The 15,066-nt window shown below is 57.8% G+C and carries 15 protein-coding genes; 6 read left to right on the forward strand and 9 right to left on the reverse strand.

Annotated features, from left to right (window positions below):
* Window positions 1-27: 27 nt before the first annotated feature.
* On the forward strand, window positions 28-1,632 hold the full coding sequence (locus tag AB8B02_RS10990) for an aspartate:alanine exchanger family transporter (protein WP_439058441.1): 1,605 nt from the start codon (window positions 28-30) through the stop codon (window positions 1,630-1,632).
* A 31-nt stretch (window positions 1,633-1,663) separates the two neighbouring features.
* A complete protein-coding gene (locus AB8B02_RS10995; protein WP_439058442.1) occupies window positions 1,664-2,533 on the forward strand; it encodes a formate/nitrite transporter family protein in 870 nt (289 codons plus the stop codon).
* 514 nt (window positions 2,534-3,047) lie between these two features.
* Here AB8B02_RS10995 and AB8B02_RS11000 read toward each other — a convergent pair.
* On the reverse strand, window positions 3,048-3,467 hold the full coding sequence (locus AB8B02_RS11000) for a hypothetical protein (protein ID WP_439063925.1): 420 nt from the start codon (window positions 3,465-3,467) through the stop codon (window positions 3,048-3,050).
* On the opposite strand from AB8B02_RS11000, the gene AB8B02_RS11005 reads away from it, so the two are divergent.
* The 3 genes from AB8B02_RS11005 to AB8B02_RS11015 all read left to right on the forward strand — a co-directional run bounded on the left by AB8B02_RS11005 (window position 3,445) and on the right by AB8B02_RS11015 (window position 5,565).
* Window positions 3,445-3,645, forward strand: coding sequence for a hypothetical protein (locus tag AB8B02_RS11005; protein WP_147421633.1), 201 nt, complete (start codon window positions 3,445-3,447; stop codon window positions 3,643-3,645). The two genes, AB8B02_RS11000 and AB8B02_RS11005, sit on opposite strands and share 23 nt — an antisense overlap.
* 374 nt (window positions 3,646-4,019) lie before the next feature.
* On the forward strand, window positions 4,020-4,283 hold the full coding sequence (locus AB8B02_RS11010) for a hypothetical protein (protein ID WP_120289550.1): 264 nt from the start codon (window positions 4,020-4,022) through the stop codon (window positions 4,281-4,283).
* A gap of 352 nt (window positions 4,284-4,635) precedes the next feature.
* Window positions 4,636-5,565: a DUF4344 domain-containing metallopeptidase gene (locus tag AB8B02_RS11015; protein ID WP_439063926.1), complete on the forward strand. Its 930-nt coding sequence runs from the start codon at window positions 4,636-4,638 to the stop codon at window positions 5,563-5,565.
* Window positions 5,566-6,050: 485 nt separating this feature from the next.
* On the opposite strand, the gene AB8B02_RS11020 is transcribed toward AB8B02_RS11015, so the two are convergent.
* The 8 genes from AB8B02_RS11020 to AB8B02_RS11055 all read right to left on the reverse strand — a co-directional run bounded on the left by AB8B02_RS11020 (window position 6,051) and on the right by AB8B02_RS11055 (window position 14,428).
* Window positions 6,051-6,521, reverse strand: a complete 471-nt coding sequence (locus tag AB8B02_RS11020) for a hypothetical protein (protein ID WP_120289546.1) — start codon at window positions 6,519-6,521, stop codon at window positions 6,051-6,053.
* Window positions 6,505-7,428 (reverse strand): DUF2950 domain-containing protein, encoded by a 924-nt coding sequence (locus AB8B02_RS11025; RefSeq protein WP_120289544.1) that lies wholly within the window; start codon window positions 7,426-7,428, stop codon window positions 6,505-6,507. The genes AB8B02_RS11020 and AB8B02_RS11025 overlap by 17 nt, the downstream gene beginning before the upstream one ends.
* Window positions 7,425-9,029, reverse strand: a complete 1,605-nt coding sequence (locus tag AB8B02_RS11030; protein WP_439058446.1) for a DUF3300 domain-containing protein — start codon at window positions 9,027-9,029, stop codon at window positions 7,425-7,427. The genes AB8B02_RS11025 and AB8B02_RS11030 overlap by 4 nt, the downstream gene beginning before the upstream one ends.
* A gap of 116 nt (window positions 9,030-9,145) precedes the next feature.
* A complete protein-coding gene (locus AB8B02_RS11035; RefSeq protein ID WP_439058447.1) occupies window positions 9,146-10,969 on the reverse strand; it encodes a sensor histidine kinase in 1,824 nt (607 codons plus the stop codon).
* A 466-nt stretch (window positions 10,970-11,435) separates the two neighbouring features.
* Window positions 11,436-12,239 carry a DUF2092 domain-containing protein gene (locus tag AB8B02_RS11040; RefSeq protein WP_439058448.1) on the reverse strand — a complete coding sequence of 268 codons (804 nt, stop codon included), beginning with the start codon at window positions 12,237-12,239 and terminating at the stop codon, window positions 11,436-11,438.
* Between the two features lie 89 nt (window positions 12,240-12,328).
* Window positions 12,329-12,748: a hypothetical protein gene (locus tag AB8B02_RS11045; RefSeq protein WP_439058449.1), complete on the reverse strand. Its 420-nt coding sequence runs from the start codon at window positions 12,746-12,748 to the stop codon at window positions 12,329-12,331.
* Window positions 12,749-12,759: 11 nt separating this feature from the next.
* Entirely contained in the window at window positions 12,760-13,992 is a 1,233-nt protein-coding gene (locus tag AB8B02_RS11050; protein ID WP_439058450.1) for an HlyD family secretion protein, read from the reverse strand.
* Window positions 13,985-14,428, reverse strand: a complete 444-nt coding sequence (locus tag AB8B02_RS11055) for a hypothetical protein (protein ID WP_439061629.1) — start codon at window positions 14,426-14,428, stop codon at window positions 13,985-13,987. Before AB8B02_RS11055 ends, AB8B02_RS11050 begins: the two co-directional genes overlap by 8 nt.
* Before the next feature lie 158 nt (window positions 14,429-14,586).
* On the opposite strand from AB8B02_RS11055, the gene AB8B02_RS11060 reads away from it, so the two are divergent.
* Window positions 14,587-15,042: a hypothetical protein gene (locus tag AB8B02_RS11060; protein ID WP_089264212.1), complete on the forward strand. Its 456-nt coding sequence runs from the start codon at window positions 14,587-14,589 to the stop codon at window positions 15,040-15,042.
* The last annotated feature ends 24 nt before the right edge of the window (window positions 15,043-15,066 follow it).

Genomic DNA, 15,066 nt, shown 5'->3' on the forward strand with positions numbered 1-15,066 from the left:
TGTTCAGCAGATTTGGGAGTAAGACACATGATGGATTTTGCGCGCGACATCATCGGCAGCCAGCCAATCTTGACGGCTTTTCTGGCTATTGGATTAGGCTACCTCGTCGGCCAGATCAGCATCGCCGGATTTTCCATGGGCGTCGGAGCCGTTCTTTTTGTCGGCCTCGGGATCGGGGCCTTTGCGCCAAAAGCCCAGATCATTGGTCCGATCGGACTGACCGGTCTAATCATGTTCCTCTACGGGATCGGCATCCTCTACGGCCGTCAATTTTTCGAAGGCATGAGCGGAGTTGGGCAGAAATACAATCTGCTCGCCCTCGTTGCGTGCCTCACCGGCTTGGCCGTAGCGCTCGGGCTGGGGCAAATATTCAACATCAAAATTGGTCATACCCTTGGGCTTTATGCGGGATCGATGACAAGCACGGCATCACTACAGGCCGCGCTCGACGTCATGAAGAACAAGGACCCGTCGATCGGATATTCAATCGCATATCCGTTTGGCGTCATCGGTCCAATTCTCTGCATCTATTTCATGACCAGGCTCGTTAAGCCCAAGTTCCCGCCCAAGGCCCAGCATTTTCATATGGGCGAAATCACTATCGGCGAGAACTTTTCCGGTGTCACGCTTGGAGACCTCGCCACTGACTCTCTCGCCGAGCTGCAGATCACGATGGTCCGCCAGAACGGCCGCAACGTCGTTCCGACCGACGGCACCATTCTGAATGCGGGAGACGCCCTGCTCGTCGTCGCCGATCGCAAAGAGGAAATCGCACTGGCGGCTGAACGTCTTGGCCGACTCGAACCGGGCCGGCTCGCGAGCGACCGCGCCGACCTCGATTACATCCGGGTCTTCGTTGGCAAGGCCAGCACGGTCGGCGTACCGCTTTCGAAGCTGCCGATGCCGCCCGGCGTGCCAGCGCACATCTTGCACGTGCGGCGCTACGATGCTGACCTCGTTCCATCTCCCGACCTCATGCTGGAGTTTGGCGACCGCGTCGGAGTGCTGACGCCGCCGGACAAGAAAGAAGACATCCGCAAACATTTTGGTGACTCCATCAAGGCGACTGCTGACTTCAGCTATGTTTCGCTCGGTCTCGGCATGGTGATGGGCGTCCTTCTCGGTCTGATCCCTATTCCGATTCCGGGCGTGGGTACTGTGACGCTCGGCATCGGCGGCGGCCCGCTAATCGTTGCGCTCGTTCTCGGCAAGCTCCGCCGCACCGGACCGATGCTTTGGACCATGCCTCTGCCAGCGAACATCGTTCTTCGGAACTTCGGTCTCGCGATTTTTCTCGCAACTGTTGGGGTGAATTCCGGACAGCCCTTCGTCCGCACCGTAGCGGAATCGGGATTCACAATGCTGTTCATCGGCGTTGCCATACTTCTGACGACAGTGTTCATCGTCCTCGTTGTCGGCCACTACATTCTGAAGATCCCATACGATGACCTGGTCGGCGTGGCATCCGGCGCAACTGGAAACCCTGCCATCCTGGTCTATTCAACGAAAATGGCGCCGACCGAACGCCCAGACATCGGCTACGCCATGATCTTCCCATCGATGACACTTTTGAAAGTGATCGCGGCGCAGATCGTCGGGCTTTTGACGATAGGCAGTACAGGCGGGCAATAGCGCCAGTGACGACGATCGAGGAGAAGCAGGAATGCCCGATCGGACCCCCGCGCCGCAACCGGCTATCTTCAATCTGCAGGCTTACAGCCCGGCAGAAATCAAGGAAGCTGTAGAAAAGGTCGGTATAAAGAAGGCAGCGCTACCGTTCCTGGCCTCCTTCATGCTGGCGGTCATCGCGGGCGGTAGCGTCGGCTTCGGCGCCCTTTACTACACGATCATTGCCAGCGACGCAGATCTCAGCTTCGCCACTGTGCGCGTCGTCGGCGGGTTAGTGTTCTCCCTCGGACTTGCGCTTGTTCTAGTTGGAGGCGCCGAGTTGTTCACGGGCAACAACCTGATCGTGATGGCGTGGGCGAGCGGAAAGGTATCTACGGCGGCGATGCTCCGCAACTGGGCCATCGTCTATCTCGGAAATTTCCTCGGATCACTTGGACTGGTTGTACTGGTCTTTCTCTCTCATCACCCGGACATGAATGATGGCCGCATCGGCCTTTCGATACTGAATACGGCCGCCGGAAAAATTCGCCCCGATATGATGACACTGTTCTTCAAAGGCATCCTTTGCAACGTGCTCGTTTGCGCGGCGGTGTGGCTTGCTTATGCTGGCCGGTCAGTTACCGACAAGATCGTTGCAGTCATCCTGCCGGTGTCTGCTTTCATAGCAGCCGGGTTCGAACACTGCGTTGCCAATATGTATTTCCTCCCCCTGGCGTGGCTGCTAGTCCAGACCGGTCACGCGCCAGCGAATTTCGACACTTCATCCATCACAATGTCCGCGATATTCCACAATCTGTTGCCGGTAACGCTCGGCAACATCATAGGCGGCGCCGGCTTTGTCGGTGTCGCCTACTGGGCAATCTATCGTGCGGCGTTCGGCGCATCGGACCGAGATCAGAAATAACAGGCGCAATCTCCACGCTCGAATCGGCTTACCAACATGTCGCCACAGCCCAACCATCGGCAATCCTATCGGACGACCGCTTCGGACGCGATACGGAGCGGCCTGTTGAGCCGAACGCTTGCCCCAGCGACCGCAATTGTGACCGCAATGCTCCTCGCGGCCTTGGCCGCCGTCGGCAGCGTAGATGCAGCGACGCGAGCCAAGCCCAACCAGATCCGATACAAGTATGTTGCGCCAACGGATCCGTCGCACCAGGCGATCTACGATCAGATCGAGCAAGGCCGATCCCTCGAGCTCCTGCAGCAATTGCTGAGCCCTCTCCGCCTGCCCCACCCGCTCACACTCAAAGTCGCGAGTTGCGACGGCGTTCCCAACGCCTGGTACGAAGATGAGGTCGTCACATTATGCTACAAACTGCTGGCAGAGATTTTGAAGAATGCGACGACGCGCGATCTCTCTGCTGCTGGGGTCTCCAAAGCCGACACAATTCTTGTCACGGCGTCGGCACGGCAGTTCAATACCTCCTTAGCATGCCGTGTTCCACGCTTATGTCGCCGTAATCGGCGCACGCCACTTTAGGCGTTCTCCTCAAGGCCGCGAGCACTCGATTGGTCGTTTTTCCAGCCGCCTCTGATACTTCAGGACGGAATTTACTTCGGTCGTAATCCTTGGCATCGTGGGCCTTTATAGCAGCGTCATAAGCTTCGATCATTGCCATCGCCGCATCAGCGCTCCCGAGAAGCTTGGCCCCTTGTTGGACGCCGCCGACGCCATTGGCCTCGTAGCCGGTGCACCGTTGTTCGAGCACCGCGGCTGCGGTAGCAAGTTGGTCTAGGAACGTCGATTCGGCGTCCGTCAGCGTCTGCATCTGCATCTGCATCTGCACCGTCACGATTATCGGGAGCAGTGCGATGGTCGCCAAAGTGATTTTCATCGTCTCGGTCCTCCCTACGGCGGTCGAAAGATTCAGCTACTGCTCGACGCCAGCATCCGCAAACCCATTAGCACCGAAGTATGAATTATCCATCGACGTCAATAGCGCCAAGCAACTCGGTCTGAGCGTGCCGCCGGCGCTTCGCGCAGAAGCACCGAAGTCATGGAAAAATCAGTGACCGCTTTCCATGTCTGCTGTACATGTCATTTTGCTTGGCTGCTGGATCAGTCGCCATGGCAGCGTATTATCCTTGCATTAAAACCACGGCCTTTCTCAAGCCAGATATCGTCAACAGTTGCGGTCGCACAGTCCCAACTCAGTCCCCTCCACAGAACCTGCGGACCCATGACGATGAATCGCGTTCCCGACTCTCAGCAGTAGCGCCACAGCGCGTCATCTTTGGCAACGGTGCCGCCGGTCGGGTCGGAGACAAAACCTTTGATCTAGGTCAACGTCTGCGAGCTTCAAGCATTCACGCTATAGTAACGCGCCCCACAGGCGTCTCCACCAGTCACCCTTCGGTGACGCAAGCGTGAAAGAGGGAGTGCGGCCATGCACCCGAGGAAAAGTCCATCAATCAAGTCGGCGACTATTGCCGGTATTATTGCGAGCGCCCTGTTGGGGTCTGCAGGCCTCACTCTCAATCCGGCGCCAGCCAACGCGGTCGTTTATTGCCAATACGTCAGCTATCCTTCAGGTTGTGTTGCCCGCGCGGGCGTCGCGCTTAGGGCACGTCCGGTGGCGCGCGCTGCGGTTCGTCATAACGCCGGTGGCAACATGAATGGTGGCGTCAATCGCGTCGGGGTGAGACGGTAGACGTCGGTATGCCGCGGCTGCCCGGCTCGTTGTCGCCATTCTCATAATTGCGGTCGCGGAGCTTCCAGGCCACCGCGATCTGCATGCCAGCACGCCCTGGCACCCGGCGCGGGCCGGCAAGTAAAGCGCTTGCGGCTGCCGCTTGCTCGCGGGCGCACTTCTAACAACTGAGATGATAGCTCAAATTCAACGCGCCATTCTTGAAAATCAAATCTCTGTTGCCCAAACCCTGCGGATAGTCCTGTACTCGCAAGCCGTAAGTCGATGCAAGGCTGGCGAACGTCTCCGCCCGCATCAAGCGAACGAGAGAGCTGCTCGAAGAGCGAAGAGACCCCTTAAAAGCAGGTCGAACATGTCGCCACAGGTCGACCATCTGCAATCCCATCGGACGACCGTTTCGGATGTAGTACGGAGCGGCTTGTTGAGCCGATCGCTTGCCGCAGTGACCGCAATACTCCTCGGCGCCATGGCCGCCATCGGCAGCGTAGATGCTGCGCCGCGAGCCAAGCCTGACCAGATCCGATACAAGTATATTCGGCCAACAGATCCGTCGCACCAAGCGATCTACGATCAGATCAAGCAAGGCCGAGCCCTTGAACTCCTGCAGCAATTGCTGAGCCCTCTCCGCCTTCCCCATCCGCTCACACTCAAAGTCGCGAGTTGCGACGGCGTTCCCGATGCCTGGTACGGAGATGAGGTCGTCACGTTGTGCTACGAACTGCTGGCAGAGATTCTGAAGAATGCGACGACGCGCGATCTCCCTGCTGGGGTCTCCAAAGCCGACACAATTCTCGGTCCAGCGCTCGACGTTTTCCTGCACGAGACCGGACATGCTGTTTTCGACATGCTGCAAATCCCTGTCATCGGCCGGGAGGAGGATGCGGCCGATCAGTTCTCCGCTTACGTCATGCTCCGGCTCAGCAAAGCCGAGGCCCGCAGAATGATCCTCGGCGCAGCCTATCTTCGCGCAAAGGAGCTTCCGGAAGCGGAGCCCCTGTCCAATCGCGATAAGTTCTCGGACGAGCATTCGATGCCGGCCCAGCGAGCTTTCAATGTTTTGTGTATCGCTTACGGCGCGGACAAGAAGCTGTTTGCCGATATCGTCGCGAACGACATCTTGCCTAAGCAGCGAGCCGAAACCTGCGAGATCGACTACGACGATCTCACATTCGCTATGACGGCCTTGATCGGTCCGCATATCGACAAGACTTCAGCCAGGAAATTTCATGAGGTTTGGACGAGAACCGTCAGCGCCCGCCGTACGCGTCTGAATCGCCAGTAGGATAGATTTTATCCTCGTCCCGCTGTAGTCGGTCATCCCGGCGAATCGGCGTTCACCGTCTCCCAAGAAGCGATCGTCGAAAACCACTACCCCGAGCTTCTTTCTCGCAACCGAAACTTCCCGTCATGCCTCGCCCGTATTTTCTCTGCCGCTTGAGGTAATAGACCTCGTCGCGATAATCGAGCCAAACAACAGTATCTTCATGGCAATGCTCCCGCGCCTGCGTCTCATAGCGAAACGAAGTAAGCGGGAGAGCAGTGACAGCAGACGGCGCGAACAGCAGAAATGCGAACACCCAGGGGCACTGTCGGCAGATCAAGGCCTTACCGCGAATAGTGGATAGTTTACGTGACAGCACTAATCCCCAGCCAATTTCTGCGGACCGCACCAAGAATAGATAAGGCCTTTCAGGCGCTTTCGATAAATTCATACTGAGTGCGCACCTCTTACGAAATCAAACCGATTACGTCGTGACTATCCGCTCGTCACTCCTTCAGGGAAATTGTGATCTGGCCGATATTTCCAGCAAGCTCCACTCCCGCGCGGGGTCCGCGCAAGGCAATCCTTACACCCTGCCCATTCGTTAGTTGAACGCCGCCCATCCCGCCAACGAAGGCGCCTCCACCCCCAACAGAGCTATAGGTGCCGGCAAAGTCCCTGATCTGCCTTATGCCCGAGGCCCATCCTGTCAGTCGAATGACGGACACTCCCGCTGCAAACCCGAGACTCAGGCCGGATACCCTGAATGGATAGTCCCGGCCGCGATATGTCACGATGCCGCTGCCGCCGCCCGCTCCCAAGACCAGCCCCGCCTTCAACAGCTTTACCCGAACATAGCCGGATGCCTGAGCCCGGGACGGCGTCACCGGAACAGTCGATGTGAGCAGTACAACCGCCGTCAGATGCATCACGAGCAGACGCAAAGCAGATATCCCGCGCTCAGGGCTTTTCTGCATCGACTTTCTTCCAGGTCTGGTCCGGATCGAACAAGGACATGCGCCTCACGATCCGGTCGGTCTGCGGTCCGAGATCCTTTTCGTAGACCGTCCCGGCATGATTGACCACGAACGTCTTGACGCCGGAATTTCCGTATTCGGCAGGCCAGGCGATTAGTCCATAGCCGCCGATCATCTTGCCTTTCACCAAATAGATCAGCGCGCCGCCGGGAGCATTGGCCCCCTGTCCTTTCAGTATGCGAAAGTAGTAGCCGTGATACGGCTGCGGCTTTTCACCGACCTGGTAGCCTTCAGTTGAAGCTTCTGCGACCAACGCACCCAACGGGCTCGGATCGCCATCATCACGCCAAAACAGCCCGTCCTTCTTGCCCGGCGTCGATACAATCCGCTGTGCATAAACGCCAGCGCCCTCGCCGCGATCCTTCTCGGCATATTCGTTCTGGGCGTCGACATAGGCGAGACTGGTCTGGATCGCATCAAGTTCGTTACGGCCGATCCGGCGATACAGGACCTCGATGCGGCCCTCTTCAGTATCGAACTCCCAACCTGTCTTGGTGTTGATGAGTGGAATCGGGAACGGAAAGTCGTCCGTACCGAGCATCAAGGTAGCTCTCTTGTTGCCCTCCGTCTTGATCGCATGCTTGGCGTCATACATGGACGTGAAGCGCAGACGCGTGTCAGCGTCGGCCACCTCGTCACCGGACGACACGATGTCATCGGCTGCCTTGCCGAGGACCTTTAGAATATCGCTAGCGTCACCCTTGACCGCGATGGCAAGCGCCGCTGCAGCAGCCTCCGGCGTTGGAAAGGATTGTTGCGCTTCCGACACCGAGCCCATGAGAGCCAGCGCCACGACAGCCGCCGCAGTTGTCGATGCAGCGCGATGGATTGACGTCCAAACGATCATGGCGACATCTCCGAAGGGATTTTTGCGCCATTTGCAAGCCAATCCCGATAGGTGCGGAACGTCAGACCGAGCGCCTCATACTTCACCCGCAGGTAGCCGTCGCTGCCCCGCCTCACGGCATCTGGCACCACGTTTTCGACTTCCTGCGCGATCACGCCGACATAGGCCTTCTGGCCGCCGAGATAGCTGAAGCGATAGTAGCCGAGACCGTTGGCGAGATGGCCGAGCAGGACAACGTCATGCTTCAGAGCGATGTCAGACCGCCGCCCACCGCCGCCGCCGCCACGGAAACCACCGCCGCCACCGCCATGAAAGCCGCCGCCTCCGCGCGCACCAGCGAAGCTTGCGCCGCCGCCGCGCGGCATGCTCGCCATGCTGGCCCGCCCGCGTGCAGACGCCGCCGCCGCCGCGCGGCCGGACGACACATTCATTGCACCGCCACGATTTCCACCGCCACGCCCGGCCGCGCCGGCCCCGCTGCGGTTGGCAGTCTTCGCACGATCACCGCCGCCTTTGGCGCGATTGCCAGCCTTCGCGCGATCGGCGCCGCCTTTGGCCCGGTCCGCAACGCCGGCGCGATCTCCACCTCCCGGCCGATCTCGTGTGCCGGCGCCAACGCCGCCTCGATCTCCCGCGCGATCGCCAGCGCCCTGGTTCGGACGCAGCACCTGCTGCCCGTCGCGACCACGGAAATCCATCCGGTTCGAGGCGCCCGCCTTCAGATTGTTGTTGCTGAAGCGCTGCTGAACGTTAGCGTTGTTGTAGCGCACGCCCTGGCGGTGCGCCGGGTTGTGCTGCCAACCGTTTCCAACATTGGTCGTGCGATGGTTGACATAGACGTTGCGGTTACCCCAGTTGAAGCCACCGCCCCAGTAGTTGCCCCAACGCCCGATTGCCCATGCGGTGCCGAAGGCGACACCCGCCGCGACAACACCCGCGCCGATATAGGACGGGTACCCGAAGTAATACGGTGGATATTCCGCATAGGGCCAGGTCCCGTACACCGTTGCCGGATCGTAATACGGTACATAAACCGCCGCAGGATCCGCCTGTTCGATCACGACCACCTGCTTGCTTTCCTGGGCCTTAACGCTGACCTTTTGCTGCTTGGTGGTCACGAGCTTTTTGTTGTCATAGGCTTTCGCCCGCAGCCGCTGGATCGCATCCATGACATCCGGCTGTTGAGCGAGCACCGCATCGCCGAGGCTCTTTGTCCAATCGACCTTGTCGCTCATCATCGCCAGGACGTCCGGAGTGCTGACCAGAGCCTTGACGCTGTCGTCCCACGCCTGCTTGTCGACCGCTTCCTTCAGCGCGTCACCCTTGAGCGACTTGCGTTCCTTGGCCCAACGATCCGCCTGCACTACCTCCAGCGGGTAGGTCGATGCTGCCAGGATATTCGCGAGCAGTTCGTCGGGATAAAGCGCAATGGGTGCGACCAGCGCCTCAAGTTGCTCTGGCTTTAGCAGCTCGACGCTCGGCGTTGGTCGGCTCGCCGGAACGTCTGGAGCGGCTGCCTTGTCAACCGTCTGGGCCGAGACAGCGACAGGGATCGCCATCACCAGTGCAAGCGCGAACAGAATCTTGCGGCAGCAGAACATCACACCCTCCTTCGGGGTTCCCTGCAGCAAACATCGACGGAAGGGAAGAAGGTCCTTTGATCAAGATCAAGGAAAGCCGAATTTCCAGTGACCGCGACGTTGGAGGATCTCTGACTTCATGCCGTGGACGACTGCGCGAGAGCGAGTGGGATTTTGATCACAAACAGCGCGCCGCCTGATACTTGATTTGCGGCAGAGATCTCCCCTCGGTGCGCCTCTACGATAGTACGGGCGATGGCGAGTCCCATACCCAAGCCTTGCGCCTTGGTCGTGAAGAATGGGTTGAAGATGCTCCGGATATCCGCGACCACGATTCCTGGACCGGTGTCGCTAATCTTGATTTCGGCGTACGCGTTCAGCCGGGCCGTCGATATGTTGACTTCGCGCTCTTTATCGTCGGCATCGGAGATTGCGTCCATTGCATTAATGATCAGGTTGAGAATGACCTGTTGCAGCTGAACCGGATCGCCCTTGACGTACAAATCGCCCGAAGCGGCACCAAACCTTAGCGCAATGCCGCGTCGATCAGTCACTGCTTCCACAAGCCCGATCGCCTCCCGCACCGTATCGTTCAAATCGATATCGCGGACCTCGAACGGCGTTTTCTTCAGTACGCTGCGGAGCCGGCGGATCACTTCGCTGGCCCGTTGATCATCACGCCTGATGTCGGCAAGGATTTCCCTGACTTCGGCAAGATCCGGAGAGGCCCCCTTCAGCAAAAGCTCCGCTGTCTCTGTATTTGTAAGAATGGAGCCAAGCGGCTGGTTCAGCTCATGCGCAATAGAGGTCGTCAACTCTCCGGCGGCCGAATAGCGGTTGACGTGCGCAAGTTCCGCCAGCCGCTGTCGTGACTCGATCTCGGCAAGGCGTCGCCGGCGACGTTCGTGCAATAAGCCGCTGATCAACCCCGTTTGGATCAGAATCACGGCTGCAATCAGCTGAATCTGCCAGCGATACTGCGCCCAAATATCGGGCTCGCGAAACAGGATCTCGCTACCCGGCGGCAGATTGCTCTGGTTGATGCCCCAGCGTTGCATTTGCCGCCAGTCGAATTTCGGCGCAGCGAATTCAATCGGCTCGACTTTGATGTTCCCCGGCTTCTCGCCACCAAGGATTCGAATCGCGGCGTTGACAGTCTGCCTGCTGGTTTCGGCGATTGAATGCATCGGGCCGCCAACGGTTTCTGGATCGAAAAAGGCTTCCTGGTAGGAGAAAATCGGCGCATTGGCGACTGCATGAAGGCTACGCAAGGCAAGGTCGCCTTCATGGCTGACACCGGCAGCGTCGATAGACATCAAGCCCCAGAACAGGACGGTGTGCGGCGGAAGCGCAGACGCTCTCTTGAGAATTTCCGTGAACGGAAGATCGGCATAATAGACAAAGGCGACCCGCTTCTCTAACGGCTTCAGTTCCCTTTTTAGCTCCTCAAGCCAGAACTTCTCCAATGCTGAGGCACCGATCACGACGGCAATCGTCTGAGTTTCCGGCATGACCTGAAGAATATTCTTGAACGCGGCCAGAAAATCATTGCGGACCGAGATGACGGTATCGTTGTCTGTGACGTTCACGCGGTTGACCAGCCGCTGCTCCACCACCGTCAAAACCATTGGTGCCTCGGGAAAAAGTTGCTCGCGATACTTCTGAACGAATCTTGCCGCCGGCGCTCCGATGCTCAACACGATATCAGGTGGACGGCCATGGTAGAGCGAGTTCAAATAGTCGACGAACGGTGCTTCCGGACCCGGGTTATTGAGCCTCGCCGTGAGCAGCGCATGTTCCTGGATGTCCAGCGGCCACGGCGATAGCCGCTCGAGCGTTGCCTTGATGCTCCTTGCATGTTCGCTCCAGGGACGAAATTCCCGGCCGAACGAATGCAGCAGCAGCACGCGCTTTACTTCGCTGCGCTCAGTAGCGTCGACAGGTTGCAGCTGAACCGACATCCAGACCAGAACGCAGACACAGAGACGCACGATTAAGCGACGCACGATTAAACTTTGTAGATATAAGACAACAATAGGGAATCGTCGTCTCATCCTCTTCCCCAACCGTCAGAGACCCGCAAACTGTCACCGTTATACAGTGTCAGCGCATGCGAGTTTCTGCAACAGCCGGCCAGGCAGCCCAGATCTCAACAGACCGTCGTGACCCGCCCATAAGCATCCACGACTTGCCTGCATGATGAGCCATAGTAGGCGCCGGCTGCAACGCCTGCAGCGCCTACGGCGACGGCCCGGCGCGTGGTTCGGCGCGCTACACCCGCATAGCTCATCGGCGTCAGCGGTCGCCCAACTCTGGCCTCAGCAGTGGAGAACACTCCACGCGTTATGACGTCTTCGCCACTCCACGACCACCCCACTGCAAACGACGTGAGGGCGGCGGTCACCATAATCACCTTTGGCACTGATCTCATTTCTTTGCTCCTGATGGTGTGCCGGGGGGGACTTCATCGAACTCAGCCATAGCGCTGGAATCCAGATCGACCTTCGTCACGCCGGCAGGTGGCTTGAATACAAACGTGTCGGCATCCGCGACAGCATCGTTTTTCCAGTCTCTGATCCGTAATGTGTATTGCGGCGCCCCGGCCACAGCCTTGCTGGTGATCACATATTTCCGAGGGACAGGCCGCGCCCCACTCTCGATCCAGATCTGCCAGTCAGTATCAACACCGCGGAACGCAAGATGCTCGCATTCGACACCATCGATCATACCTTGCCCGATGTGCTGGGACAGGATGACATTGGACATCAATACGTCGTAGGTATTTGTAAGGAGCAAGTCCGTTCCCGGCATTGCAGCGCCCGATCTCGCCTGGATCAGGTCGACCAGTTGATCGATCGACCCGACAATGTCGGCCTGCACATATGCCTTCGCATTGTTGCCATAGATCGACGCAGTCTTTCCGTCGTAAATTAAGTCGACGTCAGTGTAACCGCCCGTTCGGCTGATCCGAAGCTTGTCCGGTCGCGATAGCTGCAGCTTTCCAGAGCTCGTGAACTGGATCTTCTCCAGCTCTGGTGTCACGACCTCGATATCACTCTCGAACGTCGCAGAGATCGACTTCTGCGCGGCCGTGTAGTCGGCCATTGCCTTAAGCAATTTTGCGGGATCGTCCGCTCTCGCCGGCTGGGCCGCGAATGCGATGAAGGTAGCGACCACAGTCACATTTGCAAAGAAATTAACCTTACCACGAAACTGCGTTCTCTTGTTCATAGCATTTCTCCGTTGATCAACCTCACCCAGCCACAAGCCACGTCGCCTTCTGTTGATCCAAGTCAAGCTTATCGTCGAACGTTAATCCGCTAAATCTGACAACGATGGTATGTCACTTTCATATCCACCATTCCCGGAAACTCGCGAGATATCGTGTTTTCATCGACCACGTTCAGGATGAATTGGACGTGCGAAAGCATAATGCTCGAGGCGCAAGCAGCGATCAGATTGATCGTTCGATCGCTTTCCTTCTTGGACGCTATTTTGCAAATCTCGTGTTTTCCCCTTAAGCGATCCGCCTCAGCGATAAATCCGCCGCCATACACTCCAGAGAAACTCGTGAAGGCGATCTGTTTCGCACGTCCCTTGCGGGTAAATACCTTGTTACATTGATCCGCGCTTGTCGCCCAGGCACCAGCAAGTTCGATCGCCTTTGCACTCTGCGGTGCCAGCAATGCAGCAGAAGTCGCAATCGATGCAAGGACGACAAGTTTTTGAAGCGTGATCATTGTATCTCTTCTCAGTGGCCGCTCAACACCAGTGTCTTGATGGGCAACAGCAACGCTTGGATTCGCAGTAGCAATGCATGTACAAGCCCGGTCGCATCTACGGCGTGCAGTAGAAATGCCTTCACTGCGCCGGTTTTCGGATCGGCAATGACATCATGATTACTGGTGTAGGCGTTGACAATGCACGCGCTACCCGGCGTAACCCCCTCGAGGCCACCTTTGTAGAGCGGCTCCAGAAAGGCGAGAATTGAACCGGGCCTTTGCAGGTTCTGCGGATCGATCAAAAGCTCGCCGGACCGGAACTGGCCGGCGGCGATGAAATCCTGCACGCTTGTGACGACCAGCGGAATGATGACCCACGGCTTCGAGATGCAAGTGGCTTCCGCGACCATACCAGGCTTCATCACCTGGGCTTCGATCTGGCCAAATCCTGCCTGTAGACTATTGCGGCCTGCGCCGTCAGGTATCAGGATTCCGGCCGGCCGCATCAACTGATTGACGACGTCGCCGGTGCGAACGAGGAATTGTTCAACGCGACCATCGACGCCCGCTCGCACATAGGTCTTATCGACATCCACCTGCGCTTGTGCCTGCGCAGCTTCGGCGCTTGCTCTCTCAGCCGGCAGGAGAATGGAAACGCGCAACAGCGAAGATTCCCTAGCCGCTGTCGCTGCATCGATACCGGCCTGCCGTTGATCCACCAGTACCTGGAGCTTCTCGATATCGCGCTGTGGTACGATGCCTGGATTTCGACGTTGCAGCTCGGTCTTGACTTCCAGTTCATCTTTGGCCTGCTGGTGCGACGCTCTTGCTTCAGCGATCTGGGCATCCGCCTTGGCAATGTCGGTTTGTGCCGAAATAAGCGACGCCTCCACCTCAGCGATTTTTCGCTTGGCGGTCTCCAGTGCTGCGTTCTGCGTCGAACTATCCAGTCGGAACAGAACATCGCCCTTCTTAACATTAGCAGTGAATCCGACATTCACCTCAGCGACACGACCGGAGCCCTCAGGGAGAATTGGTACCGTCCGGAAGTAGATCGCCGCCGACGTTGTGGATGGATGAAAATAGAAGATCATCGTGATCAGCCCGATCGTCAACATCAGGCAGCCAGTGATTCCCCACCTCAGTTCATACCAGACAGAGAAGAAAGTGATTTCTTTGCCGAACCGCTTTCCCTGCCGGTAGCGGCGATAGAGATAATCTGGAAGGATGGTAACCAGTGAACAGATCATGAGTTCAAGCATGGTCGTGTAACCCTTCCTTCATCAAGGCCTGAACACCGAGCTTGCCGCCGGTTACAGGGTCAACCTCGGCTTCAGCGGGAAGTGCACCCGGCGTAGCATTTGCAATGCGCTCGACAGAATCGGCAATGCTGCGCATCGGCGTACCGAAATCCGGCAGGTCGATCATGGCGAGCAACAATCCCGCAACCCAGAAAATATGCATGTGAGTGAACAGCGAGATCAGTCCAAGGACCGCTACGATCTCCATCTGCAGTTTTTGTGTTTTGTGGGCCATGCGCTCGGGTAGACTGTGCAGCTTCCAGTACAACGTACCGGCCCATAGCACTGTCGCTACGAGAAAAAATCCCATCACTACCATCAGGGTATCCGCTCCGTCGGCACCGGGAACGAAGAATGGCAGATGATGAGGAGCTGCGGGGTGCAACTGTTCGTTCAAGGCTTCTCTCCCTTCCGGACGCCCGGACGCTCCGCAGCCATGCGCTCCATCGTGCCTCCCCACGAAGCGGATTGCTTGATTTGGATCAATAAAACACACCCACCCGTACATAACCTTGTGGCAGCGCCGAAGCCGACAATCACCAGGAGCAATCAATCATGTCTCGTAGCATCGACGATCTCATCCCCAACGCCACGCAGATCCGTAAAGAGGCCGCCCTCAAGGAAGCCGAAGCGGTGGAAAAGTACGCCCGCCTCGCCGCGGCGGCTGAGGCCGAGAAGCGCGCGCTGATCGAGCGACTCAGCCAACCGTCCGGCAAGAGCGAAGCCGAAAAGGTTCAGCTTGCGTCAACCATAATCCAGCGGGCGGTACGAAACGGTTTGACGGAAGTTCAGGTCTATCGCTTTCCCAACTCGCTGTGCACCGACAAGGGTCGCGCGATCAATCAGCAAGAAAAGGGGTGGGAGAAAACACTTACGGGAATTCCAAGTGAGATCTTCCAGCTTTGGAGCGACTATCTGCAGCCACGCGGCTATCGTATCGGCTACCAGACCATCGATTATCCGGGAGGCATACCCGGCGACATTGCCATCACAATTTCTTGGGGAGATTGAGCGTGGTTCGCATCGGATTCATGT

The sequence above is a fragment of the Tardiphaga sp. 862_B3_N4_1 genome, from assembly GCF_051811085.1.
Classification (GTDB): domain Bacteria; phylum Pseudomonadota; class Alphaproteobacteria; order Rhizobiales; family Xanthobacteraceae; genus Tardiphaga; species Tardiphaga robiniae.

Coding starts and splice junctions, on each gene's coding strand:
- AB8B02_RS10990 (WP_439058441.1), top strand. CDS start 28: ATGATGGATTTTGCGCGCGACATCATCGGCAGCCAGCCAATCTTGACG.
- AB8B02_RS10995 (WP_439058442.1), top strand. CDS start 1,664: ATGCCCGATCGGACCCCCGCGCCGCAACCGGCTATCTTCAATCTGCAG.
- AB8B02_RS11005 (WP_147421633.1), top strand. CDS start 3,445: ATGGTCGCCAAAGTGATTTTCATCGTCTCGGTCCTCCCTACGGCGGTC.
- AB8B02_RS11000 (WP_439063925.1), bottom strand. CDS start 3,467: ATGAAAATCACTTTGGCGACCATCGCACTGCTCCCGATAATCGTGACG.
- AB8B02_RS11010 (WP_120289550.1), top strand. CDS start 4,020: ATGCACCCGAGGAAAAGTCCATCAATCAAGTCGGCGACTATTGCCGGT.
- AB8B02_RS11015 (WP_439063926.1), top strand. CDS start 4,636: ATGTCGCCACAGGTCGACCATCTGCAATCCCATCGGACGACCGTTTCG.
- AB8B02_RS11020 (WP_120289546.1), bottom strand. CDS start 6,521: ATGCAGAAAAGCCCTGAGCGCGGGATATCTGCTTTGCGTCTGCTCGTG.
- AB8B02_RS11025 (WP_120289544.1), bottom strand. CDS start 7,428: ATGATCGTTTGGACGTCAATCCATCGCGCTGCATCGACAACTGCGGCG.
- AB8B02_RS11030 (WP_439058446.1), bottom strand. CDS start 9,029: ATGTTCTGCTGCCGCAAGATTCTGTTCGCGCTTGCACTGGTGATGGCG.
- AB8B02_RS11035 (WP_439058447.1), bottom strand. CDS start 10,969: ATGTCGGTTCAGCTGCAACCTGTCGACGCTACTGAGCGCAGCGAAGTA.
- AB8B02_RS11040 (WP_439058448.1), bottom strand. CDS start 12,239: ATGAACAAGAGAACGCAGTTTCGTGGTAAGGTTAATTTCTTTGCAAAT.
- AB8B02_RS11045 (WP_439058449.1), bottom strand. CDS start 12,748: ATGATCACGCTTCAAAAACTTGTCGTCCTTGCATCGATTGCGACTTCT.
- AB8B02_RS11050 (WP_439058450.1), bottom strand. CDS start 13,992: ATGCTTGAACTCATGATCTGTTCACTGGTTACCATCCTTCCAGATTAT.
- AB8B02_RS11060 (WP_089264212.1), top strand. CDS start 14,587: ATGTCTCGTAGCATCGACGATCTCATCCCCAACGCCACGCAGATCCGT.